Here is a 23852-nt window from a genome sequence, read left to right on the forward strand (position 1 = left end):
CCGGTCACGGACAAAAGATCGCCTCACCCTTCAACGCATCCGCCAGCATCTTCTCATACTTGCCGCGCGGGACATCGACCGCGCCAAAGCGCTTGAGGTGCTCGGTGGTGAATTGCGTATCAAGTAGCGCGAAGCCGCGTGCCTTCAAGCGCTCGACGAGATGCACGAGGCAGATCTTCGATGCATCCGTCGCCTTGGAAAACATGCTTTCGCCGAAGAACACCCGTCCGAGCGACACGCCATAGAGGCCGCCGACCAACTGGTCCTCATGCCAGGCCTCGACTGAATGGCAGTGGCCCATGCGGTGCAACTGCACATAGGCCTCACGGATCGGCGCGTTGATCCAGGTCGAGCGCCGCTCCTCGCGCTTTTCGGCACAGCCGTCGATCGTCGCCTCGAAATCGAAGTCGAAACGGATATCGAACGGGTTTTTGCGGATCGCCTTCTTCAGGCTTTTGGGTGTGTGGAACCCGTCGAGCGGGATGATGCCCCGCGTCTCCGGCCGCACCCAGAACACTTCCGGGTCGTTGGCGCTTTCGGCCATCGGGAAGACGCCCGAGGCATAGGCCTTGAGCAGGAGGTCGGTGGGGATGCGATAGCCGGGCGCGTATGGACGGGTCATCGCGTCCCCGGACTACTCTTCCTTGGCCAGGTATTTTTCCAGCCAGTGGATGTCATAATCGCCATTGGCGATGTCGGCATTGCCGACCAGATCGCGAAACAGCGGCAATGTCGTCTTGATGCCGTCGACGACGAATTCATCCAGCGCCCGCCGCAGCCGCATCATGCATTCGACGCGGTTGCGCCCATGCACGATCAGCTTGCCGATCAGGCTGTCGTAATAGGGCGGGATCTTGTAGCCGGAATAGACGCCGGAATCGACGCGGATGCCGAGACCGCCTGGCGTATGGAAATGCGTGATGGTGCCGGGCGAGGGGGTGAAGGTGCGCGGATCCTCGGCATTGATGCGGCATTCGATGGCGTGGCCATTGAACTTGATGTCTTCCTGCTTGACCGAAAGACCGCCACCGGAAGCGACGCGGATCTGCTCATGCACGAGATCGATGCCGGTTATCGCCTCCGTCACCGGATGCTCGACCTGCAGGCGCGTGTTCATCTCGATGAAATAGAACTCGCCATTCTCGTAGAGGAACTCGATCGTGCCGGCGCCGGAATAGCCGAGATCGGCAATGGCCTTGGCGCAGATGCCGCCGATGCGGGACCGCTCCTCGGCGTTGAGGGCCGGCGAGGGCGCCTCTTCCCAGACTTTTTGATGGCGGCGTTGCAGCGAACAGTCGCGCTCACCGAAATGCACGCCGCGGCCGAAGCCGTCGCCGAACACCTGCACTTCGATGTGGCGCGGCTTTTCCAGGTATTTCTCGATGTAGACGGCATCGTCGCCGAAGGCGGCACCGGCTTCCGTGCTCGCTGTCTGTAAGGCAATCTCGAGGTCAGCCTCGGTAAGCGCAACCTTCATGCCGCGCCCGCCGCCGCCGGCCGACGCCTTGATGATCACGGGATAGCCGATCTCGGCGGCAATGCGCCTGGCTTCCTTTTGATCGGTGACGGCGCCGTCCGAACCGGGAACCACCGGAATGCCGAGGCGCTTGGCGGTGCGCTTGGCCTCGATCTTGTCGCCCATGATACGGATATGGTCGCCGGACGGGCCGATGAAGGTGATGTTGTGCGCGGCCAGGATGTCGGCGAACTTGGCGTTCTCCGACAGGAAGCCGTAGCCCGGATGCACGGCGTCGGCGCCGGTGATCTCGCAGGCCGCGACGATCTGATGGATGTTGAGGTAGCTGTCGCGCGATGGCGGCGGGCCAATGCACACGCTTTCGTCGGCGAGCCTGACATGCATGGCGTCAGCGTCGGCGGTCGAATGCACCACCACCGTCTGGATGCCGAGTTCCTTGCAGGCGCGCAGCACCCGAAGCGCGATTTCGCCGCGATTGGCGATGAGGATCTTCTGAAACATCCGGCCCGCTCTACTCGATCACGACGAGCGGCATGCCGTATTCGACCGGCGTCGCATCCTCGAACAGGATCGCCGTCACCGTGCCGGCGCGCGGCGAGGGGATCTGGTTCATCGTCTTCATCGCCTCGATGATCAGCAGCGTCTGGCCTTCCTTGACCTTCTGGCCGACCTCGATGAACGCCTTGGCGTCGGGCGACGGTGCCAGATAGGCGGTGCCGACCATCGGCGAGGTGACCGCGTTCTTCGATACGTCGACCGCTGCCGGGGCGGCCGTGGCCGCGGGCTGGGCGGCTGCCGCCGGCGCATAGTTGGGCGGGGGGCGGCAATCGCGTGGACGGCAGGTGCCTGCCGCGACACGCGAACCTTCAGATCACCCAGTTCAACCTCGATCTCGGTCAGGTTGGTGTCGTTCAGTATGCCCGCCAGATCGCGGATCAGTTGCTGGTCAACACCGGTCTTCTTTATCGACATTTTCGAGCCTTCTGTTTGTTGGCCGGTCATAGGCGTGCGGCCAGCGCCTGCAGCGCCAGCGTGTAGCCGAGCGGCCCAAAGCCACAGATCATGCCGACGGCGACCGGCGCGACCATGGAGACGTGGCGGAATGATTCCCGCGCATGGATGTTGGAAAGGTGAACTTCGGCGACCGGCAGCGGCGCAACCGAACGGATGGCGTCATGGATCGCGATCGAGGTATGGCTATAGGCGCCTGGATTGATGACGATGCCGGCGGCCTTGTCGCCGGCTTCCTGGATCCAGTCGACAAGGTCGCCCTCATGGTTCGACTGGCGGAAATCGATCTCGAGCCCGAGCGACGCGCCGGCCTGCTTGCAGTCGTCGGCGATGGCGGCAAGCGTCTTGCCGCCATAGATGCCCGGCTCGCGCTTGCCGAGCGCGTTGAGATTGGGACCGTTCAGGACGAAAACCGTTTTCAAAAAAGCCGACCTTTTCCGGCGCCGGTAGCAAACCGGCGCGCTGGGCCTCTATACCGGGCATAGCCGTCCGCGAAAAGAGCGCAAGTGCGTTCTTTCACTGTCCACAACAGGTCGAAATGCGCCCGTGAAGAAAACCCCCGGCTGATCAAAGCGCGGCCTTCGCCGCCTCGATCTTTTGCGCCAGCACTTCCTGCCCGAGAGCGCCGAACACGACCTCGTTGCCGACGACATAGGACGGCGTTCCGGTGATCGACAGCTTGTTGGCAAGATCGTAGGTCTTGGAGAAGGCCTCGGTGATCGACGGATCCTTCATCTTCTCGCGCAGCGTCGCCTCGTCGGCACCGAGCGAAAGCGCGATCTTGATCGCGGCCGCTTCGGTGGCGCGTCCCTGGCCGCCGAGCAGCGCGTTGTGGAACTCGCCGTATTTTTCCGGCTTCATCAGGTGGAAGGCCATCGAGACGACGCTGGCTTTTTGCGAATCCGGGCCAAGGATCGGGAATTCCTTGAGCACGAAGCGCAGATCCGGATCGGACTTGGTCAGCGCCCGCATGTCCTCGATGGCGCGTTTGCAGAAGCCGCAATTGTAGTCGTAGAACTCGACGATGGTCACCTTGCCGTTCGGGTTGCCGACGATGCCGTCGAAGCTGGAGTTGAAGATCTGCTCCTTGGCGTTCTTGATGACGCCGAGCGCGGCGATCCGTTGTTCTTCCTTCTGCTTGGCCTCGAGCGCGTCCTGCACTTCGAGCAGCACTTCCGGGTTCTTCAGGAGGTAGTCGCGGATTATGCCCTCGACCTCGGTGCGGTCGATCTTGGTATCGGCCGCCTTGGTGTCTGCCCCTGCCGTCTGGACAGGCTGAGTCGCCTGGACAGGCTGCGTTGTACCGGCCTTGGCAATCTGCGGGCTGCCGGCGACGAAACCGAAAGCCAGCATGGCGAGGGCCACAGCGATCCCCGTGGTGCCCAGCAGCAGTGCCTTTTTCATCGTTCTCGTTCCTTTTGCCTGTTTCCCAGTCCGGCTGTGTCGCAGCGCGTGATCGGAAGGTTCACTAGATCTTGCTTGTCGATTTGTAGTTTATGATATCCTGGGCGCGTATCCAACGTGGCTCGCCGCGCTTCATCTGCTGTTGCGCGCGCATGGCGAAGATCTTCGCATCCTTGTAGTTACCGGAATAGAAATGACCCTCGGCCGTGGCAAGCTCGGCGCCCGGTATGTCACCCAACTCGCCGTAAGCCTGCGCCAGGTAACGATACCCCTCGGCATTTTCCTTGTCGCGACCCAGACCATTGTTGATCTGCACGACAGCTTTCTTCAGCGCGTCAGGCGTGCCGACCGCCATCAGCGCCTGGCCAAGCGAGACGGGCAGCAAGCCGGACCGCGCGGGATCGAGGCTGACCGCCTTGGCATAGGCTTCGGCTGCATCCTTGGGCTTGTTCGCCTTCATCAAGATGTCGCCGCGCAACTCCTGGAAATAGGCGTTCTTGGGCTGTGCCTTGATCAGGGCATTGGTCTTGGCGAGTGCGCCGGCGATGTCACCGTAAAGGTAGGTCGATTGGGCATCGCCATAGAGTGCCGCGAGGCTGCCCCGCATCATTTGCATCAGCCTGCCTGCGGTGGCCTTGCCTTCCATATAGACGGCGATCTTCACCCGCATCATGTCGTGGCGCTGCTGCAGTGCCGGCGGGTCGAGCTTATCGACATTCGGGCTCTGCTTGACCAGCACTTCGAGATTCGCGATGCGCTCCTGCGGCATCGGATGGCTGATCCGGTAGGGATCGATCTGCGCACCCGACAGCGACAGCGCGGTCTGGAAGCGCCGGAACGTCTTCAGCATGCCCATGCCGGACTGGCCGGTGGCGTTGAGATAGGTGATGGCGGAGCGGTCGGCTGTTATCTCTTCGGTGCGCTGGTAGGCGAGGATGCTGCGCTGTGCCATTTCGCCGCCGCCGGCGGCAACACCCATGCCGGCGCCGGCAAGGCCGCGGCTGTTGGTGGTCGCACCCGCCACGATCGCACCTGCGCCAAGCAAGGTGGCGATGATGGCCATCGTCTTGGCGCGCTCGAGCTGGTCACGCAGTTTCTGCTGGTGGCCGCCGGCGATATGGCCGGCCTCGTGCGCGATGACGCCGATGATCTCGTTGGGCGTTTCGGCCGTCATCAGCGCACCGGTGTTGATGAACAGCCGCCGCCCGGTAACGAAAGCGTTGAAGCTGGAATCGTTGACCAGCACGATATCGATGCCGTCATTCGCCAGCCCCGCCGCCTTGAAGATCGGCCGCGCGTAGTCACGCACCAGAGCCTCGATCTCGGCATCGCGTACCACCGGCACGCTTTGGGCGAAGGCGGTGACCGAACTGGCCACGGCGACGGCGACGCCAAGCGATAGCGTCGCGAAAACACGCGCTGCCCGGGCAATCGTCGATCTGGGTCGGCTCAACATGACGTGTCCACTGGTAGACGAGCGGGCGAAAGATGAAAAGTCGGCACCGGAAAAACTTCCTCAACTTGTGATCCTCACATCAATCGGGCATTTGTGCGGCGCATATATTCGAGGGCATGGCGTGCCCAATCGTCGGGATAGGGATAAAATGGTCGTTTCGCTCTCACGTCGTGGCAATGTCGAGCCATTCCACGCCATGGATGTGCTGGCCGAAGCGAACAGGCTGAGGGCCCAGGGCGTGCCGGTGATTTCTATGGCGGTCGGCCAGCCCTCAGATCCGGCGCCCGCACGGGTTCGCGCGGCCGCGGCCAAGGCCTTGGAGCACGGCCGCATCGGCTACACCGATACGCTGGGACTGGCCGCTCTGCGCAAGGCGATCGCCGCGCACTACGCGGATCACTATCGGCTTGAAGTCGAGCCCGGCCGGATCGCGGTGACCACCGGATCATCGGCGGCCTTCAATCTCGCCTTCCTGGCGATGTTCGATCCGGGCGATCGCGTCGCCATCGCAGCACCTGGCTATCCTGCCTATCGCAACATCATGGCGGCGCTCGGCATCGAAGTGGTCGAGATCGAGCTCGGCGACGCGGCCTACCTGCATGCCGGTCATCTGGAGACCGCGCATCGCGAGAAACCGCTGAAGGGTGTTCTGTTCGCGAGCCCCGCCAACCCGACCGGCGCGGTCATACCGGCCGACGAACTGTCGGCGCTGGTCAATACGGCGGAGACACTGGGGATCGCCGTCATTTCCGATGAGATCTACCATCGGCTGGCCTATGGCGCCCCTGACACCACGGCACTTGCCTTCGGCAACAGCGTGACGGTGATCAATTCCTTCTCGAAATACTATTGCATGACCGGCTGGCGCATCGGCTGGATGGTGTTGCCGGAAGAGCTGGTGCGGCCGGTCGAGCGCATTGCCCAGAGCCTCTACATCTCGCCGCCGGAGCTCTCGCAGATCGCCGCGATCGAGGCCTTTGCCGCGACCGATGAGCTAGAAGCGGTCAAAGGCCGCTACGCCTGGAATCGCGAGCTCTTGATGAAACGCCTGCCGGAACTCGGCTTTCCGCTGGCAGCACCCATGGACGGCGCCTTCTATGCCTTTTGCGATGTCACGAGGCACTCCAATGACAGCATGGCCTTCGCGCGCAAGATGCTGGCCGAGGCGCATGTGGCGGCGACGCCCGGCCGCGACTTCGACACCCAGGCGGGGCACCGAACGATGCGGTTTTCCTATGCCGGTAGCCACGACGACATGGTCGAGGCGATGGCGCGCATCGAACGCTGGTTGAGGTAGAACCATGCCGGAACTCGAACAGGCCCCCAAACTTGATCAAGCATTGGCCGAAGTCGCCGCCGAAATGGCTGAACGCACCGATCGCGGCGATGTCGCGACCTACATTCCCCAATTGGGCAAGGTCGATCCGAAAAAATTCGGCATTGCCGCCGTAACCAATGACGGCCGTGTGCTGATGGCGGGCGATGCCGACCAGCCGTTCTCGATCCAGAGCGTCTCCAAGGTGTTCACCTTGACGCTGGCGCTCGGCAATGTCGGCGACGCGCTGTGGAAACGGGTCGGGCGCGAGCCGTCGGGCAATCCTTTCAACTCGATCGTCCAGCTCGAGCACGAGAACGGCATTCCGCGTAATCCGTTCATCAATGCCGGCGCCATCGTCATTTCCGATATCCTGCTTGCCGGCCACCAGCCGCGCGAGGCGATCGGCGAGATCCTGCGCTTCATCCAGTTCCTTGCCGACGACGAGACCATCATCATCGACCGTGAGGTCGCGGCCTCCGAACGCGCCACCGGCTATCGCAACTTCGCGCTGGCCAACTACATGAAATCCTTTGGCAATCTTCACCATGCGCCGGAACTGGCGCTGGGCGTCTATTTCCATCATTGCGCCATCGCCATGAGTTGCCGACAACTGGCGATGGCCGGCCGTTTCCTCGCCAATGGCGGCAAGAACCCGGCCACCGGATATCAGGTGGTGTCGGCGGAGCGGGCGCGGCGCATCGGCGCCATGATGCTGACCTGCGGCCACTATGACGGCTCCGGCGACTTCGCCTTCCGCGTCGGCATTCCGGGAAAAAGCGGCGTCGGCGGCGGCATATTGGGCATCGTGCCGGGCGTCGCCTCGCTTGCCGTCTGGTCGCCCGGCCTCAACGCCAACGGCAATTCCAAGCTGGGTTCGATCGCGCTGGAGAAGCTGGCCAGGATGATGAACTGGTCGATCTTCGCGCCTTAGCCTCTCGTGTACGTTGGAGAAATGAAAAATCCCGCGCCGTCTTTCGATCGGCGCGGGATTTTCTTATCAAAAAATCACTTCAACCAGTTGAAAGGCTTAGAAAAAGCCCTTCCGCTGCCACCAGCCGGCACGCCTCGGCTTTTCTTCAGTCTTGGCCTCCGGTTCATCGGCGACGGTCGAAGAAACCACCGGCACCACCGGTGCATCGATGGCAGCCGGCTTGCGCCGTGACGGCCGGGCCTTTGCAGGCTCTTCCACGACAGCCGCGACCACTGTTTCCTCGGCAACCGCCACCGGAGCCTCGACCGGCGTTTCCGCGGCCGCTTCGACAACGGTCGTTTCGGTGACGGCCTCGGCGGCTGCCTTCTTCGGCTTGGCTGCGCGACGCGGCTTCTTGGGCTTCTCGGTGCTCGGCACCTCTTCGCTCACCGCAGCCACCGGCTCATCAACGGCAGCGACTGGCTCGATCGACACAGGCTCGCTTTCGGAAGCATCGGCCTCCGAAGCCTCGGTCGTTTCGCCGGCGCTTGCCTCGGTCTCGCCTTCGCCGTCTTCGCGACGGTTGCGCTTACCGCCGCGCTTGCCGCGCCGGCGCTTCTTGCCCTGGTTGTCATCCGCAGCCTGCGCCGCCTCGTCAGAGGCGCCGGCAGCGATCGGAGCGGCATCGTCCGTTTCGGTGTCGTCATTGTCCGCCGCATTTGCCGATCCGGCGAAATCGCCGGCCGGAGCAGAGACGGATGAGCCGTCCGTCGGGGCGCCATGCTCGCGGTCGCGATCCCTGCCGCCGCGCCGTCTGCGACGCTTGCGACGCTTGCGGTCGCGGCCTTCGCCATCCTCGCCGCCGGCAGGCCGCGGCTGCTGGTTCTGCTGCGGCTGCTGGCGTGGCTGCTCGGCTTGAACCACGACCTCATCATCCTCCTCGACGACGACAATCTCGTCCTCGGGCTCCTCCGGCTCGACATAGGCCGGCAGACTGCGCGCCTCGACAAAGCCCTCGGGTTTTTCGGCCAGGGCGCCGCGGAAGATCGCATAGTGCTGGGCACCAACCGTGTCGTCGGCCTCGATGGTGATGGTCAGGCCGAAGCGGCTTTCCAGTTCCACCAGTGTGCCGCGCTTGTGGTTGAGCACGTAGAGCGCGGTCGCGGCCGGCGTGCGCACCGTGATGTGGCTGCGCGAGTCCTTGAGCAGGAATTCCTCGATCGCCCGCACCACCATCAGCGCAACCGACGAATCGGACCTGACATGGCCGGTGCCGCCGCAATGCGGGCACGGCTTCATGGTCGATTCCAGCACACTGGCGCGGATGCGCTGGCGTGACATCTCCATCAGGCCGAAATGCGAGATGCGGCCGACCTGGATACGGGCGCGGTCGTTCTTGAGGTGATCCTTCAGCCGCTTCTCGACGGAGCGGTTGTTGCGGTTCTCCTCCATGTCGATGAAGTCGATGACGATCAGGCCGGCCAGATCGCGCAGCCTGAGCTGACGCGCGACTTCCTCGGCCGCTTCCAGATTGGTGTGGAGTGCCGTGTCCTCAATCGAATGCTCCTTGGTGGAGCGACCCGAATTGACGTCGATGGCAACCAGCGCCTCGGTCTGGTTGATGATGATGTAGCCGCCGCTCTTCAGCGTCACTTGCGGCTGCAGCATGCGGTCGAGCTGCGCCTCGATGCCGTTGCGCACGAAGATCGGCGTCGTGTCGCGGAACGGCTGAACCACCTTGGCGTGGCTCGGCATCAGCATGCGCATGAAGTCCTTGGCTTCGCGATAGCCCTCCTCGCCGGAGACGAGAATCTCGTCGATATCCTTGTTGTAGAGGTCGCGCACCGAACGCTTGATCAGGCTGCCTTCCTCATAGACGAGGGCAGGGGCGGTGGACTGGAGCGTGAGATTGCGGACATTTTCCCAAAGCCGCATCAGATATTCGTAGTCGCGCTTGATCTCGGCCTTGGTGCGGCTCTCGCCGGCGGTGCGCAAGATGACGCCCATGCCTTGCGGCACTTCGAGATCGGCGACCACCTCCTTGAGGCGCTTGCGGTCGACCGCGCTGGTGATCTTGCGCGAAATGCCGCCGCCGCGCGCCGTGTTCGGCATCAGCACCGAATAACGGCCGGCAAGCGACAGATAGGTGGTGAGTGCGGCGCCCTTGTTGCCGCGCTCTTCCTTGACGACCTGCACCAAAAGGATCTGCCGGCGCTTGATCACTTCCTGGATCTTGTACTGGCGGCGCACCGGCTTGCGGCGATTGCGCACTTCCTCGAGCGCGTCCTCGGCGCCGACCGATCTCGACCTCGTGATCATCGGGATGCGAAGACTGTACTTCCTCCAGCATGCCGCGATCATTGTCGCTGGAGGTGGCTTCGCTGCCCTGTTCCGCCTGCGGGACGGGCTCGGAAATCACATCGCCTTCGACAGAGGCGGCGATCGATGTCGGGCCGCCCTCGCGGGTTTCGGTTTCGTCCTGTTCGGCGGAACCTTCATCATGGCCGGACGCATCAGCATGCCCCGAGGTGTCTGAATGTTCGGATGTATCGGCTGCGTGTTCGATGATCTCGGAGGTGTGGGAGATCTCCTCGACAACGATGTCGCCATTGTCGTTGCCTTCGCTTGGCTCGCCGGAGCCTTCGCCTGCCTCGCCCGCATCGCGCTTGTGCTCGCCGCGGTCGCGGCTCTTGCCGCCACGCCGGCGCCCGCGCCGTCCGCGATCGCGGCTCTGGCGGTCATCGCCGTCACCGTCCTCGTCCTCCTCGTCTTCGGCCTCCTGCGCTTCGGCGCGCAGCAGTGCCTGACGGTCGGCGACCGGGATCTGGTAGTAGTCGGGGTGTATTTCACTGAAGGCGAGAAAACCGTGACGGTTGCCGCCATATTCGACAAAGGCTGCCTGAAGGGAGGGTTCGACGCGCGTTACGCGGGCGAGGTAGATATTTCCTTTGAGCTGCTTCTTGTCCTGGGATTCAAAGTCGAATTCTTCGATACGGTTACCGCGTACGACGACAACTCGTGTTTCCTCCGGGTGGGAGGCGTCTATCAGCATCTTGTTGGGCATTATTTCGTTTCCCCCGGCAGCCGTCAGCCACAGCTGGCGGGGTAAAGCCCGCTGCTGTGTGTCTGGAGAGTGGGTGCCGGATAATTGAATGTCCGCCGGACGGTGCCTGCGCGTCATGGCGGTGCCGCCCGCAGCCATACTGGCGCGGTTTGATGCGGACCTTTCCATGATTGCGCTTGAAGCCATCGTCACCAGCAGAACCTTTTGAACCAAAGCCCGGAAACCGGACCAGCTTGTTTGCTCATACAGAGCCGGCACGGGAACAGACCCGGCCGTTTTCCTCACGCAGGTGATTCCCCCGCCACGGGAGCACACCTGCGAAATTCGTCGCAATCACCTGAAGCCTTTTCGCGTGAAGCGAAAGGAGCCGCCTTTCATCTGACCCTGTAGCAGGAAGCTGCGGAGGAGGGCGGTTCCAGGATTGCAGTGATCCACTATCGCTTTTATGATTTGGCGGGTTGGAAGGCAACCCCGATTTCCGATGCCGGCAAAAAGCAGTTCCGTAACGTAAGCTTGGGTTCTGATCCTTGTGTGAAAAGGCTTGGTTAACCTTCTCTGGATACCAATCGTTAATCGAGTTCGCGCCTAACCGGCACTTCGACGAAACGAGCGGGCGCCTGGCGCCAAACCGGGAGCGACTGGAAGAGAGATGGGACTGGCAGGCTTCACAGGCAAGGGATGTCGTGTCGGCGGCCGGATTCTGGGCGCCCTATGCCTTCTGCTGCTGGTGGTGATTTCACAGACCTTTTCCTCGGTTGCCAATGCCGCCGACGCGCCGCTGGTGGCAAAAGGCTACAAGATGGCGGGCGATGCCACCAAGATGCGCATCGTCATGGATTTCGATCGGGAACCTGACATCAAATGGTTCCTGTTGCGCGGCCCCAATCGTCTGGTCATCGACCTGGCGAATACCAAGCTGGCCATCGACGCCAAGGATTTGAAGCCGCGCGGCCTGGTCAAGGGCGTGCGCCTGGGCGCGCTCGGCGAAGGCGTTTCGCGGCTGATCCTCACCGGCAAGGGGCCGTTCGCCGTCGACAAGCTGGATGTGCTCAAGAATGAGGACGGAACCGGCTACCGCATCGCCATCGACATGTCGGCGGCCTCGGAGCGGGAATTCGACGCCGCCCTTGCCAACCAGGCGCTGACCACCGGCTCGACGGTTTCGACCGACAAGGGCGGGCGGGTCGGCACCGGGCCGGTCTCCAATCCGGGTCACCGCTTCACGGTCGTTATCGACCCCGGCCATGGCGGCGTCGACGGCGGCGCCGAGGGTCTGAACGGCACGATCGAGAAGAATATCACGCTGGCCTTCGCCACGGAGCTGCGCGACAAGCTCGCGGCCGTCGGCAAATATGATGTCTTCATGACCCGCGACACCGACGAATATCTGCGTCTGGACGACCGCGTGCGCATTGCCCGCCAGCATGAGGCCGATCTGCTGATTTCGATCCATGCCGATACAATCAGCGTCAAGGGCATCCGCGGCGCCACCGTCTACACCGTCTCCGACAAGGCGTCGGATCCCGAGGCGCAAGCGCTTGCCGACCGCGAAAATCTCTCCGACCAGTTCGCCGGCATGGTCATCAAGGACGATAACAAGGAAGTGACCGACATCCTGATCGACCTTATCCGCCGCGAGACGCACACATTTTCGATGAGTTTCGCCCACACCTTGGTCGGCCAGCTGTCGACCAGCGTCGGCCTCATCAACAATCCGCAGCGTTCCGCGGGCTTCAAGGTGCTGAAGGCACCGGACGTGCCATCCGTTCTGGTCGAACTCGGCTATCTCTCGAATGCCAAGGACGAGGCACAGCTGCTCGACGCCGAATGGCGCAACAAGGCCGCGCAAAGCATCACCAACGCCGTTGCGCTGTTTGCCTCCGCCCGGGCCGGAACGGTGACCGGAGGTTGACATGCCTGGCGGCGCCTGCAACCTGAGGCAGCGTTGCTGGATGACAACACCCGGTGCCTTTTATTTCCGGCGCGCGGTCACGAAATCAGGCCTTGCCGTATTTTGTCCACATGGTGGCGACATGGGTTTTCGATTACGGATTGGGACCGGCTCGAAAGCTTGCGTGGAAGGCGGCTTCGTTTAGGAAATTCCCGAACCAAGGACTGGAGCGGGTATGATTCGTCTCATTGGCTATTTCTTCGGCATCGGCACGACGCTGGCCCTTCTGGCCGCGGCGGGCGTTGCGCTTTACATCGGCCATGTAGCAAAGGATCTGCCTGATTACGAAGTGCTGGCCAAGTACGAACCGCCGGTGACCACCCGCATCCATGCCTCGGATGGCTCTCTGATGGCGGAGTATGCGCGCGAACGGCGCCTGTATTTGCCGATTCAGGCGATCCCGGATCGCGTCAAGGCGGCGTTCCTGTCCGCGGAGGACAAGAACTTCTACAGCCATCCCGGTGTTGACATAACGGGGTTGGGTAGAGCGGTGCTCACTTACGTTTCGGGTGGACCGATGCAGGGTGGTTCGACGATCACCCAGCAGGTTGCCAAGAACTTCCTTCTCACCAACGAGCGCTCCCTGGAACGCAAGGTCAAGGAGGCCATCCTTTCGTTCCGCATCGAACAGGCCTATTCCAAGGATCGTATCCTTGAGCTCTATCTCAATGAGATTTTCTTTGGCTTCAACGCCTATGGTGTCGCTGGCGCCGCACTGACCTATTTCGATAAATCGGTGAACGAACTGACCGTGGCCGAGGCCGCTTATCTGGCATCACTCCCCAAAGGTCCGGCCAACTACAATCCCTTCAAGCATGCCGATCGTGCGATTGAGCGGCGAAACTGGGTCATCGGCCAGATGGTCGAGAACGGTTACGTGACCCCCGAAGAGGGTGCGAAGGCGAAGGCCGAGCCGCTTGGTGTCGCCCCGCGCCGCACCGGCTCCTATTTGTTCGCGGGCGAATATTTCACAGAAGAGGTTCGTCGGCAGATCATCGCCCGCTATGGCGAGAACGCGCTCTATGAGGGCGGCCTTTCCATTCGCACGACCCTTGACCCGAAGGTTCAGCTCATTGCCCGCAAGGCGATGCAGAACGGTTTGATGAAATACGACACGCTGCGCGGCTATCGCGGCCCGGTGACGTCGATTGACGTGTCCGGCGACTGGGGACCTCCACTGGGCGCCGTCAAGGGACTGGAAGACGTTCCCGAATGGTCGCTCGCCGTCGTGCTCGACTCCTCGGCATCAGGCCTCTCGATCGGCCTGCAGCCCGCACGCCAAGCGTCGGGCGACATCGTCAAGGAGCGTGTCGAAGGCACCGTCAGCAAGGACGACATGGGCTTTGCCATGCGCCATGTGGTCGACGGCAAGACGGTCAAGGCCAAGTCGCCGGCCGACGTGCTGAAGCCGGGCGACGTCATCTTCGTGCAGAAGAACGAAGGTTCCGACAACACTTACAGCTTGCGTCAGGTTCCCGAGGTGGAAGGCGGCCTGATTGCCATGGATCCGCACACCGGCCGTGTGTTGGCCATGGTCGGCGGCTTCTCCTATTCGCAGTCGGAATTCAACCGCGCCACCCAGGCGATGCGCCAGCCGGGCTCCTCGTTCAAGCCGATCGTCTATTCGGCCGCGCTCGACAACGGCTATACGCCGGCCTCGGTGATCATGGACGGACCGATCACCATCCAGAGCGGCAACACGACTTGGACGCCGAAGAACTATGACGGAACGGTCGCCGGGCCGGCAACCCTGCGCTCCGGCATCGAGAAGTCGCGCAACCTGATGACGGTGCGGCTTGCCAACGACATGGGCATGAAGCTGGTCGTCGAATATGCCGAGCGCTTCGGCGTCTACGATCATCTGGCACCGTATCTGCCGATGGCGCTAGGCTCCGGCGAGACGACCGTCATGCGCATGGTTTCGGCCTATTCGATCATGGCCAATGGCGGCAAGTCGATCAAACCGTCGCTGATCGACCGCATCCAGGACCGCTACGGCAAGACCGTGTTCAAACAGGACGAGCGTGGCTGCGAAGGTTGCAACGCACCCGAATGGAAGAACCAGCCGGAGCCGGAACTGGTCGACAATTCCGAGCAGGTGCTCGATCCGATGACCGCCTACCAGATCACTTCCATGATGGAAGGCGTGGTGCAACGCGGCACCGGCGCCACCATCGGTGAACTCGGCCGCCACATCGCCGGCAAGACCGGCACCACCAACGACGAAAAGGACGCCTGGTTCATCGGCTACACGCCGAACCTCGTGGTCGGCCTCTATATGGGCTACGACACGCCGCGCGGCCTTGGCCATGGCGCCACCGGCGGCGGTCTGGCCGCCCCGATCTTCAAGGATTTCATGCGCGTGGCGCTGGACGGCACGCCCAATGTCGACTTCAAGGTTCCCGACGGCATGAACCTGATCGCCATCAATCGCAAGACCGGCATGCGTGCCGCGTCGGGCGATCCGGGCACCATCATCGAGGCCTTCAAGCCGGGCACCGGTCCCGCCGACAGCTATTGGGTGATCGGCATGGGCGCCGACGGCTCCAACGCCTCGGGTGGCGCATTGTCGCCGCAGGCCAACCAGGCCATCCAGGACGGCGGCGGCGGCCTCTACTGACGGGTCCCAAATGCCGACCGCTGGGCTGGCCTGGGGCCGGCCCATTTCGCTTTACACATGGCGGCGCCGTCCCTATGTATCGCGCCGACCGAAGTGTCACTTCAGCAACAGGACAAAATACCAGGCCATGCGCGCGGAAACGCAGAATATTGTCGACGAGATCAGGCAGGCGATAACCCTGCTGAGGAGGCATCTTTGACTGGGATCAGGCCATAAAGCGGCTTGAATACCTGAATGTGCGGGCCGAGGACGCCAGCCTCTGGAACGAACCGTTGGAAGCACAGAAGCTGATGCGCGAACGCCAGGGCCTCGAAGAAGGCATTGCGGCGGTCAAGGGCATTACCCAGGCGCTGGAAGACAATATCGGCCTGATCGAGCTCGGCGAGGAAGAAGGCGACGAAGGGGTCATCGCAGAGGCCGAAGCGTCGATCCGCTCGATGCAGGGCGAGGCGAAGGCCCGCCAGGTCGAAACGCTGCTGTCGGGTGAAGCCGACGCCAACGACACCTATCTTGAAGTTCACGCCGGCGCCGGCGGCACCGAGAGCCAGGACTGGGCCTCGATGCTGTTGCGCATGTACACGCGCTGGGCCGAACGCCGCCGCTTCAAGGTCGAGGTGCTCGAAGTGCATGACGGCGAAGAAGCCGGCATCAAATCCGCTACCCTCTTGATCAAGGGGCACAACGCCTATGGCTGGCTGAAGACGGAATCGGGCGTCCACCGCCTGGTGCGCATTTCGCCCTATGACAGCAATGCGCGTCGCCACACGTCCTTCTCCAGCATCTGGGTCTACCCAGTCGTCGATGACAGGATCGAGATCGATGTTTCGGAATCGGATGTGCGCATCGACACCTATCGCTCGTCCGGTTCGGGCGGCCAGCATGTCAACACCACCGATTCGGCTGTGCGCATCACCCATATCGCCACGGGCATCGCGGTTGCCTGCCAGGCTGAGCGTTCGCAGCACAAGAACAAGGCCAAGGCTTGGGAAATGCTGCGCTCGCGCCTCTACGAGGAAGAGCTGAAGAAGCGCGAAGCCGTCGCCAATGCCACCGAGGCGTCGAAGAGCGACATCGGCTGGGGTCACCAGATCCGCTCCTATGTGTTGCAGCCCTATCAGCTGGTCAAGGATTTGCGCACCGGCGTCGAAAGCACCAGCCCGTCGAGCGTGCTCGATGGCGACCTCGACGATTTCATGGAAGCCTCGCTGTCGCAACGCATCGAGGGTGGTGCTGGTGAGGCCGTGGCGGATCTGGACTAGCTCCGTCCGCCACTAAACCTGGATTGCCACCGCTCGCATCTTCGTAAGAAGACGCGGGCGGGTTCACCATCACCGACGACAACCTGCCGTAGTTGTGGGGAGCACCTTGTTGCTGCCCCAAGCGGCCCGGCGACGGGTGCGGGCCGGTCACGCAGCAATTTCTTGCGCCGACTCAGATTTCGGCTCACCATTTGCGGCAGGAGGAGACAAAAGCATTTATGGCCGGTCGCGGCATATTTGCTGACGATTGGCCGCTGGGAAGACACGTTCCGGGAACGGGCAGGCGCAACGCTTGAACCTCGTTTGAAAGGAACGTTCCCATGTTTGCCGCCAATTCCAGATCGGCCATCGCCGCTCCATCGGTTGGCCAGCTTCTCCTTCCTCTGTTCGCGGCCTCTGCGATCGCCGTCCTGATATCGCCTGCCCTGGCGCATGACGCCAAGCCGACCGCGGCCAAGCCGCAAGGCTGGAGCTATCCGTTCGCCTGCTGCGCGAACTACGATTGCCACGAGGTGTCGCAAACCTCGATCAGCGAGCGCCCGGAAGGTTATGTCATCAAGGACACCGGGGAGGTGTTGGCCTACAGCGACAGACGCATCAAGGATTCGCCCGATGGCGAATTCCATTGGTGTGCGCACGAGGCTGGCCTCGATGCCGGCAAGACCATCTGCCTGTTCGTGCCGCCATCGTCTTACTGAGTCTGCTGTCGGCTGTTCAGGCGTAAGCCTGCTGACAGGCAGTTGTCAGGATCGCTTCTTTATGGTGCCCTGCCGCATGGACGGCGGACAATGGAGAGGTGATGTTGATGACCATCAAGGCAAGCTGCCACTGCAAGGCGACGACATTCGAGGTTTCTGAGGCACCGCAGACGGTGACGCAATGCACCTGTTCGTTCTGCTCGAAACGCGGCTCGCTTTGGGCTTACTACGTCCCGTCGCAGTTCAAGCTGACCAGTCCGCCGGAAAACGTTTCTGTCTATCAGTGGGGGTCGAAAACCGTGAAGCACGGGTTTTGCGCGACCTGCGGCTGCGGCACTTTCACCGAAACACCGGATTGGTCGACCGGCGAGCCGGATTTTGACAATCCGAAGATCAGCGTCAATTCCCGGCTGTTCGATGATTTCGATCTCGACAAGGTGGAAGTGGTGGTCATAGACGGCAAGAATCTCTGGTAGCCGGGCAAGGCGGTCGTCACGCAATTGGCCCCGGGAAAAGCCGTCCCCGGCGCTTTTCCCGTTCCGCTTTTCGCCGCAATTCATGGTACAAGTCGCGGGAAGGGCTGATTTGGCGCCGTCGAAAAGGCGCGACTTGGAGAGGGACCATCTATGAAGAAAACCGTGCTCGTCGTCGTGGCGACGGCTTTGCTCGTGAGCGCCTGCACCACCACCGATCCGTATACCGGCGACCAGAAGATTTCCAACACGGCAGCAGGTGCCGGCCTTGGTGCCCTGGCAGGTGCGAGTCTTGGTCTGCTTGCCGGCGGCAATGACCGCCGCAACGCGCTGATCGGCGCTGGCATCGGTGCACTGGCCGGCGGCGCCATTGGCGCCACCATGGATCAGAACGAAGCGGAACTGCGCCGACAGCTCGAGGGCACTGGTGTCAGCGTCACCCGCAGTGGCGACCAGATCATCCTCAACATGCCGTCGGATATCACCTTCAATGTCGATCAGGATGCGGTGAAGCCCGGCTTCTATCCGGTGCTGAACTCGGTTGCGCTGGTGCTGAAGAAATTCAAGCAGACGACCGTCGACGTGTTCGGTCACACCGATTCGACCGGCGGCGACCAGCACAATTTCGATCTGTCGCAGCGCCGTGCGCTGGCGGTAGCCAACTATCTGTCCGGTCAGGGCGTCGATCAGCGCCGCTTCGCCGTCACCGGCTTCGGCAAGACGCGGCCCATCGCCTCCAACGCGACGGCCGCCGGCCGCGAGCAGAACCGTCGCGTCGAGATCCAGCTGTCGCCGCTCACCTGATCTGACCGGCAATCGAACGCGAACGGCCCCCTTGCGGGGCCGTTTCTGCTTGCGCGGGCATCGGCGCTCTCCAGATTGCCGCGCATGAGTATTAGTTAGTTCTAAATAACAGCTTCCCCGCCGCCGTGGAAAGGAATAGCGTCATCGCCGTTCCAGAGGGGATGAGGCGGTACAACAACTGGCCGCGCGATAAGCATTTTCCCGCCTCGGTCTGCACGGCCAGATGAATATCTGGGAGGAATGCATGACAAGAACAGCCAGCCTTGGACGCTGCGGCGTCCTCGCTTTGACCAGTATTGCAGGCGTATGGTTGGGGCTCGCCACGGCTCGGGCCGAGGACACCAACAAGGCCGATATCGAAGCCTTGAAGAAGTCGTTGGCCAAGTATGAAGACTACACGGCTGCCGTCCGCGACCTCTATCTGTCGACCGTCGGTTGCGTCTACTACAATGGCGAAAAGATATCCGGCGCGATGTTTTATCCAAAAGGCGCCATGGGCATCCATTTCGTCAACGTCCCCAGCGTCGGCCAGAAGCTCGATCCGATGAAGCCCAACGTCCTGATCTACGAGCCGACCAAGAAAGGCTTGAAGCTGGTCGGTGTGGAATGGCTGGTGCCGCTGACGCCGGATGTCAAAGCGCCGCCGAAGCTGTTTGGCCAAACCTTCATGGGGCCGATGGAGGGACACTATCCGCTCATCCCGAGGGAGTTCGTCCACTACGACCTTCACGCCTGGCTGTTCAGGGACAATCCGAACGGCATGTTCAGTCCGACGAACCCGAACGTGAAATGCACCAAGGCCGAGTTTCCGATGTTGGAGAAGCCGACCAAGATGATGCCTGGGCCGATGTAATTCCGGGCCAAGCCAACGCAAGTCGTCCAGGAGTGGCTCTGGTTTCGAGAGCACGGCATGCATGAAACAGGACTAAGGCGCGTCGCCTGAATCCGTTCGAAGGCGATGCATGGAGTTCGCCGGAGGGGGCAAGCCGGTTGGCTTGCCGCTCTCAAAGATTGTAGGAATCAGACCTTGGCGACGATGCGCATGAAGGCCGGCATGTCGTCGCCGAAGCCCACGGTGGTATCGTTGTCTTCCTGGTGGCGATGACGGGCAGGGCGGTTGCTGTCGCGCTGCGGCCTGGTGTCGCCCCGTTCCGGTGAGCGCTGTTCGTTGCGATCGGAGGATTTGCGTTCGGTGTTTTCCGAACGGATCGCTTCCTTGCGCGCGCGCCGCTCGCCGATATCGGCGACGGCCGTTTCAGCCACATCGGGTTGTTCTTGCTGTGCGACGACGGGAGAAGCATCTTCCTCTGCGTGTCTGGCGCGACGTTCGCCGCCCTTTTTGCGCTCGCCCCTGTCCTTGCGATCATCGTCCTTGCGGCCGGCGCGACGCGGCGCGCCTTTGCCCCGGCGCGGCGCGTCGTCTTCACCGCCTTCGCTGGCCACAACCGTCGACAGGTCGCCGTCATGCCACTCGATCTTGTTGCCGATCAGCCGTTCGATGGCGTCGATGTATTTGGTGTCCGACTTGGTCGCGATGGTGAACGACTTGCCGGAGCGCCCGGCGCGACCGGTGCGGCCGATGCGGTGGACATAGTCCTCGGCATGGATCGGTACGTCATAGTTGAAGACGTGGCTGACATCGGGGATGTCGAGGCCGCGCGCAGCGACGTCCGAAGCCACGAGGTAGCGCAGCTTGCCGTCACGGAAATTGGCCAGCATCTGCATGCGGGCGCGCTGGTCCATGTCGCCATGCAGGGCGCCGGCATCGAAATCATATTTCAGCAGCGAGCGGAACAGTTCCGACACTTCGACCTTGCGATTGCAGAAGATGATCGCGTTCTTCAACTCCGCGTCTTCGGCCTTCATCAGGTTGCGCAGCGTCTCGCGCTTGTCCCAGGGCTTCGAGCCGGATTTGACCAGCCGCTGGATGATGTTGGTGGCGGCCGACGCGGCCTTCGAAACTTCGACACGCACAGGCGCGTGCAAGAATTTTTCCGTCAGCTTGGTGATTTCCGGCGGCATGGTCGCCGAGAAGAACAGCGTCTGCCGGGTGAACGGGATCATCTCGCAGATGCGCTCGATATCGGGAATGAAGCCCATGTCGAGCATCCGGTCGGCCTCGTCGATGACCAGGATCTCGACGCCGTTGAGCAGCAACTTCCCGCGTTCGCGATGATCAAGCAGACGACCGGGCGTCGCGATCAGCACGTCGGCGCCGCGCTCCAGCTTCTTGTCCTGCTCGTCGAATGACACGCCGCCGATCAAAAGCGCGATGTTGAGCTTGTGGTTCTTGCCGTATCTGATGAAATTCTCTTCGACCTGTGCGGCGAGTTCGCGCGTCGGCTCCAGGATCAGTGTGCGCGGCATGCGGGCGCGAGCACGGCCCTTTTCGAGGCGGGTCAGCATTGGCAGCACAAAGGAAGCCGTTTTGCCGGTGCCGGTCTGGGCGATGCCCAAAATATCCTTGCCGAGCAGGGCGTGCGGGATGGCACCAGCCTGGATCGGCGTCGGCTGGGTGTAGCCGGCATCGGTGACTGCGGAAAGGACCTTCGGCGACAGGCCGAGGTCTGCGAAGGTCAACGCTTCTTGAGCGGTCGTGGTGTCTGAGGACAAGTGTTGTTGTCTTTGGCTGGTTCGGGGAAGCGCAACGGCGTCTGTCGCGGCAAGCGCCACGCGCCTGCAAGATTGGTATTGCGATTAGGCGCAAGCCCGCGATTTGTCAACAGAAACGGGCGGGATTGGCACGATTGTGAAGTTGTAACCTTAATCGCGATGCTTAATCCGGCCGCTTGTCCGTGTGCCGGCTCAGTAGCGGAACTGTTCGGCCAGGATGCGCTCGTTCCAGGAATGATTGGGATCGAACAGCAACGTCGCCGTCGCAGTCGGCGATTCCCGCACCGTCACCGAAGTCACCGCCTTGACCTCGGTGTGATCGGCGGCGGCGTTCACCGGCCGCTTTTCCGGCTCCAGAATGTCGAAGCGCACCGTTGCCTTGTTGGAGAGCAACGCGCCACGCCAGCGGCGCGGGCGAAACGGGCTGACCGGCGTCAGTGCCAGCAGCGGCGCGTCGAGCGGCAGGATCGGGCCGTGCGCGGAAAGATTGTAGGCGGTGGATCCGGCCGGCGTTGCGATCATGACACCATCGCAGCTGAGTTCCTCGAGCCGTATCTGGTCGTCGACGCTGATGCGGATCTTGGCCGTCTGATAGGATTGGCGCCAAAGCGCAACTTCGTTGATCGCCAGCGCCGAAACGGTTTCGCCTTCCGAGGTGACGGCCAGCATTTCCAGCGGGCGGATGGTTTCGGCGACCGCGGCCGCGATCCGCTCGGCAAGCCCCCGGAACGGTACTCATTCATCAGGAACCCGATGGTGCCACGGTTCATGCCGTAGACCTTCTTTCCCGTTCCCATCGTATCGCGCAAGGTCTGCAGCAGGAAGCCGTCGCCGCCAAGGGCCACCACAACGGCGGCATCCGCGATCGAACACTGGCCATAGCGCGCCGACAGGCTTTCCAGCGCCGCCTTGGCGTCTGCTGTGTCGGACGAGACAAAGGCGATGCTGTTGGCGGCTGTGCTCATGGCTCCCCGATCGCGACCGATTGCGGCGGGTCTGGCCGCGCCAGCGCCGGGGTAGCATGGTGCGGGCAGGTCTGCAAAGAGAGCCGTTGCGCCACCGGGCAAAGCCATGCCGCGACAGCACCGTCCCGACCGGCAGGTCGCGCTTCATGACAGGGGCACGCGCGAATGTGATGGTTAAGGCGGGGCTTAAAGTCTCGTAAAGGCGGATCGATCATGTTAGCCGGCATGGATGGCGTGGGGGCGCCCGCAGCACCGCCGTATCCTTCGGGACGGCAAGACGACGCTGTGGCACTTTTGATTTGTGCGCTTGATTCCCGGAACGATCCTTTTGTTCGGGGCACGCACCAACCAAACGAGGCCGACATATTGCCGGTAGCACGCCTGATTATCGTCTTTGTCATGCTGGGTAGCTTCGCGCTGGTCTTCGCCGAGATTGTGCGCCAGTCGGAAGAAATGAGTAACAGACCGTTGCCTACGGCGTCACGCTGTGGCGATGCCACGGGAATGCCTTGCCCGCAAAGGGCACTTTAGGTCGCCAAATCCGCTCACCCATACGCGCATATCCCGGTCATGGTTTCATCCCCGGGGGACTGGTCATCGGCTGGCGTAAGATAAGTTTGATCGTTGCAATTGCGGCATCGATGAAAGCACTGGTAGAAGACTTCCGATCTGGATAGGACATTGTTCCCATCGTCTCTGGAAAACAAGCCTGCGGCGCGTTGACCGGCCAAGTTTCAGGAAGGGGGCGCGCATGCCGCGCAGTGTGTTGGTTTCTGGTGGCTGTGGCTTCATTGGTTCCCATCTTGTCGATCGCCTGCTGCGGCGCGATGATCTGGAAACGCTTGTCGTCGTCGACAATCTGTGGACCGGGTTGCGCGACAACATTGCCCATGTCGCGGATCCGCGGTTCAGCCTGAAGATTGCCGATGCCGAAAGCTTCACGGCCAGCCGGCATTTCGATGAGATCATACATCTGGCGTCACCGGCGTCGCCCGTATGGTACATGCGCGAGCCGGTGCGCACGATCAGGGCCAACATAGGCGGCGCACTCAATCTTCTGTCGCTGCTCAGGCCCGGCGGCCGCTTCTGCTTCGCCTCGACCTCGGAAGTCTATGGCGATCCCCTGGTGTCGCCGCAACCGGAGAGCTACCGGGGCTCGGTGGACTGCACCGGGCCAAGGGCTTCCTATGACGAGAGCAAGCGCTGCACCGAGGCGCTGCTGTTTGAGCAGCAACGCGTCAGCGGACTCGATGTCCGGGTCGTCAGGTTGTTCAACACCTATGGGCCGCGAACGCGCATCGATGACGGCCGCGCCGTTTCGAATTTTGTCAGCCAGGCCCTGACCACGGGGATCCTGACCGTCTATGGCGACGGCTCGCAATCGCGTAGCTGGGGCTACGTCGACGATATCGTCGATGGCTTGGAGCGTTTCTTTTGGCGTGACAGCATCTCGCACCGAGGGCCCTTGAACATCGGCAATAATCGCGAGGTCTCGGTTCTCGAGACCGCGAAATTCGTCAGCTCGCTCGTTCCGGGCAGCCGCATCGAACACCATGCGCCTGTCCCGCAGGATCCGACGAACCGGTGTCCGGACTTGACCCTGGTAAGACAGGTTCTTCCCGGATGGGAGGCAAAGACCAGCTACCAGGAAGGGATCCGGCGTACCTTCGAATGGTTCCGCCGACAGATTGTGACTGACGGCAGATCGGCGGCGTCGGCCTAGAGCAATTCCAGGAAAAGTGTGAGCGGTTTTCCCGGGAAAGCGCATAGCGCTTTCCCTTGGGAATTGCGTCAAAACAAAGAGTTAGAGCGGTTCGCCGTTTCCATGA

16 protein-coding genes and 3 pseudogenes are annotated in these 23852 nt (G+C 62.2%); 10 read left to right on the plus strand and 9 right to left on the minus strand.

Annotation, left to right across the window (positions count from 1 at the left end; translation table 11 throughout):
• Window positions 1-4 precede the first annotated feature (4 nt).
• The 6 genes and pseudogenes from aat to HB778_RS28640 all read right to left on the minus strand — a co-directional run bounded on the left by aat (window position 5) and on the right by HB778_RS28640 (window position 5348).
• On the minus strand, window positions 5-622 hold the full coding sequence (gene aat / locus HB778_RS28615; RefSeq protein ID WP_183458817.1) for a leucyl/phenylalanyl-tRNA--protein transferase: 618 nt from the start codon (window positions 620-622) through the stop codon (window positions 5-7).
• Window positions 623-634: 12 nt separating this feature from the next.
• A complete protein-coding gene (gene accC / locus HB778_RS28620) occupies window positions 635-1978 on the minus strand; it encodes an acetyl-CoA carboxylase biotin carboxylase subunit (RefSeq protein WP_183458819.1) in 1344 nt (447 codons plus the stop codon).
• Window positions 1979-1988: 10 nt separating this feature from the next.
• A pseudogene (gene accB, locus HB778_RS28625) lies at window positions 1989-2449 on the minus strand (acetyl-CoA carboxylase biotin carboxyl carrier protein).
• A 26-nt stretch (window positions 2450-2475) separates the two neighbouring features.
• Window positions 2476-2910, minus strand: coding sequence for a type II 3-dehydroquinate dehydratase (gene aroQ, locus HB778_RS28630; protein WP_019857903.1), 435 nt, complete (start codon window positions 2908-2910; stop codon window positions 2476-2478).
• 145 nt (window positions 2911-3055) lie between these two features.
• A complete protein-coding gene (locus HB778_RS28635; protein ID WP_183458820.1) occupies window positions 3056-3892 on the minus strand; it encodes a DsbA family protein in 837 nt (278 codons plus the stop codon).
• 64 nt (window positions 3893-3956) lie between these two features.
• Window positions 3957-5348, minus strand: coding sequence for a tetratricopeptide repeat protein (locus HB778_RS28640; RefSeq protein ID WP_183458822.1), 1392 nt, complete (start codon window positions 5346-5348; stop codon window positions 3957-3959).
• 148 nt (window positions 5349-5496) lie between these two features.
• Here HB778_RS28640 and HB778_RS28645 point away from each other — a divergent pair, with 148 nt between their 5' ends.
• Together HB778_RS28645 and HB778_RS28650 are read left to right on the plus strand one after the other, a co-directional pair.
• On the plus strand, window positions 5497-6645 hold the full coding sequence (locus tag HB778_RS28645) for a pyridoxal phosphate-dependent aminotransferase (protein WP_183458824.1): 1149 nt from the start codon (window positions 5497-5499) through the stop codon (window positions 6643-6645).
• Between the two features lie 4 nt (window positions 6646-6649).
• Window positions 6650-7597 (plus strand): glutaminase, encoded by a 948-nt coding sequence (locus HB778_RS28650; protein WP_183458826.1) that lies wholly within the window; start codon window positions 6650-6652, stop codon window positions 7595-7597.
• A 96-nt stretch (window positions 7598-7693) separates the two neighbouring features.
• Here the strand turns inward: HB778_RS28650 and HB778_RS28655 are convergent.
• Window positions 7694-10640: pseudogene (locus HB778_RS28655) on the minus strand (Rne/Rng family ribonuclease).
• A 649-nt stretch (window positions 10641-11289) separates the two neighbouring features.
• Between HB778_RS28655 and HB778_RS28660 the strand changes: the two are divergent.
• The 7 genes from HB778_RS28660 to HB778_RS28690 all read left to right on the plus strand — a co-directional run bounded on the left by HB778_RS28660 (window position 11290) and on the right by HB778_RS28690 (window position 19298).
• Complete coding sequence (locus HB778_RS28660) at window positions 11290-12552, plus strand: N-acetylmuramoyl-L-alanine amidase (protein ID WP_183458828.1); 1263 nt, start codon at window positions 11290-11292, stop codon at window positions 12550-12552.
• 214 nt (window positions 12553-12766) lie between these two features.
• Window positions 12767-15211 (plus strand): penicillin-binding protein 1A, encoded by a 2445-nt coding sequence (locus tag HB778_RS28665; protein ID WP_183458830.1) that lies wholly within the window; start codon window positions 12767-12769, stop codon window positions 15209-15211.
• A gap of 127 nt (window positions 15212-15338) precedes the next feature.
• Window positions 15339-16470 (plus strand): peptide chain release factor 2 gene (gene prfB, locus HB778_RS28670; protein WP_183458832.1). Its coding sequence is split into 2 segments (ribosomal slippage): window positions 15339-15404 and window positions 15406-16470, totalling 1131 coding nucleotides; the frame shifts between segments, so codons are not numbered across the junction.
• Window positions 16471-16790: 320 nt separating this feature from the next.
• Window positions 16791-17168, plus strand: a complete 378-nt coding sequence (locus HB778_RS28675) for a hypothetical protein (protein WP_183458834.1) — start codon at window positions 16791-16793, stop codon at window positions 17166-17168.
• Window positions 17169-17275: 107 nt separating this feature from the next.
• Window positions 17276-17644: a GFA family protein gene (locus tag HB778_RS28680; protein ID WP_096457252.1), complete on the plus strand. Its 369-nt coding sequence runs from the start codon at window positions 17276-17278 to the stop codon at window positions 17642-17644.
• 150 nt (window positions 17645-17794) lie between these two features.
• A complete protein-coding gene (locus HB778_RS28685; protein ID WP_095204385.1) occupies window positions 17795-18445 on the plus strand; it encodes an OmpA family protein in 651 nt (216 codons plus the stop codon).
• 244 nt (window positions 18446-18689) lie between these two features.
• Entirely contained in the window at window positions 18690-19298 is a 609-nt protein-coding gene (locus tag HB778_RS28690; RefSeq protein WP_183458836.1) for a hypothetical protein, read from the plus strand.
• Window positions 19299-19465: 167 nt separating this feature from the next.
• Here HB778_RS28690 and HB778_RS28695 read toward each other — a convergent pair whose 3' ends face one another.
• Together HB778_RS28695 and HB778_RS28700 are read right to left on the minus strand one after the other, a co-directional pair.
• A complete protein-coding gene (locus tag HB778_RS28695) occupies window positions 19466-21058 on the minus strand; it encodes a DEAD/DEAH box helicase (protein WP_183458838.1) in 1593 nt (530 codons plus the stop codon).
• Between the two features lie 192 nt (window positions 21059-21250).
• Window positions 21251-22023: pseudogene (locus HB778_RS28700) on the minus strand (NAD kinase).
• A gap of 751 nt (window positions 22024-22774) precedes the next feature.
• Between HB778_RS28700 and HB778_RS28705 the strand changes: the two are divergent.
• Entirely contained in the window at window positions 22775-23746 is a 972-nt protein-coding gene (locus HB778_RS28705; protein ID WP_183458840.1) for an NAD-dependent epimerase/dehydratase family protein, read from the plus strand.
• Window positions 23747-23852: the final 106 nt, after the last annotated feature.

Source organism: Mesorhizobium huakuii (assembly GCF_014189455.1).
GTDB classification, from domain to species: domain Bacteria; phylum Pseudomonadota; class Alphaproteobacteria; order Rhizobiales; family Rhizobiaceae; genus Mesorhizobium; species Mesorhizobium huakuii_A.

Excerpts from the sequence above, each read along its gene's own strand:
- HB778_RS28705 (WP_183458840.1), top strand. The coding sequence starts at position 22,775 with ATGCCGCGCAGTGTGTTGGTTTCTGGTGGCTGTGGCTTCATTGGTTCC.
- accC (WP_183458819.1), bottom strand. The coding sequence starts at position 1,978 with ATGTTTCAGAAGATCCTCATCGCCAATCGCGGCGAAATCGCGCTTCGG.
- HB778_RS28650 (WP_183458826.1), top strand. The coding sequence starts at position 6,650 with ATGCCGGAACTCGAACAGGCCCCCAAACTTGATCAAGCATTGGCCGAA.
- HB778_RS28690 (WP_183458836.1), top strand. The coding sequence starts at position 18,690 with ATGACAAGAACAGCCAGCCTTGGACGCTGCGGCGTCCTCGCTTTGACC.
- HB778_RS28680 (WP_096457252.1), top strand. The coding sequence starts at position 17,276 with ATGACCATCAAGGCAAGCTGCCACTGCAAGGCGACGACATTCGAGGTT.
- aat (WP_183458817.1), bottom strand. The coding sequence starts at position 622 with ATGACCCGTCCATACGCGCCCGGCTATCGCATCCCCACCGACCTCCTG.
- HB778_RS28640 (WP_183458822.1), bottom strand. The coding sequence starts at position 5,348 with ATGTTGAGCCGACCCAGATCGACGATTGCCCGGGCAGCGCGTGTTTTC.
- HB778_RS28665 (WP_183458830.1), top strand. The coding sequence starts at position 12,767 with ATGATTCGTCTCATTGGCTATTTCTTCGGCATCGGCACGACGCTGGCC.
- HB778_RS28685 (WP_095204385.1), top strand. The coding sequence starts at position 17,795 with ATGAAGAAAACCGTGCTCGTCGTCGTGGCGACGGCTTTGCTCGTGAGC.
- HB778_RS28660 (WP_183458828.1), top strand. The coding sequence starts at position 11,290 with ATGGGACTGGCAGGCTTCACAGGCAAGGGATGTCGTGTCGGCGGCCGG.
- HB778_RS28675 (WP_183458834.1), top strand. The coding sequence starts at position 16,791 with ATGTTTGCCGCCAATTCCAGATCGGCCATCGCCGCTCCATCGGTTGGC.
- HB778_RS28645 (WP_183458824.1), top strand. The coding sequence starts at position 5,497 with ATGGTCGTTTCGCTCTCACGTCGTGGCAATGTCGAGCCATTCCACGCC.
- HB778_RS28635 (WP_183458820.1), bottom strand. The coding sequence starts at position 3,892 with ATGAAAAAGGCACTGCTGCTGGGCACCACGGGGATCGCTGTGGCCCTC.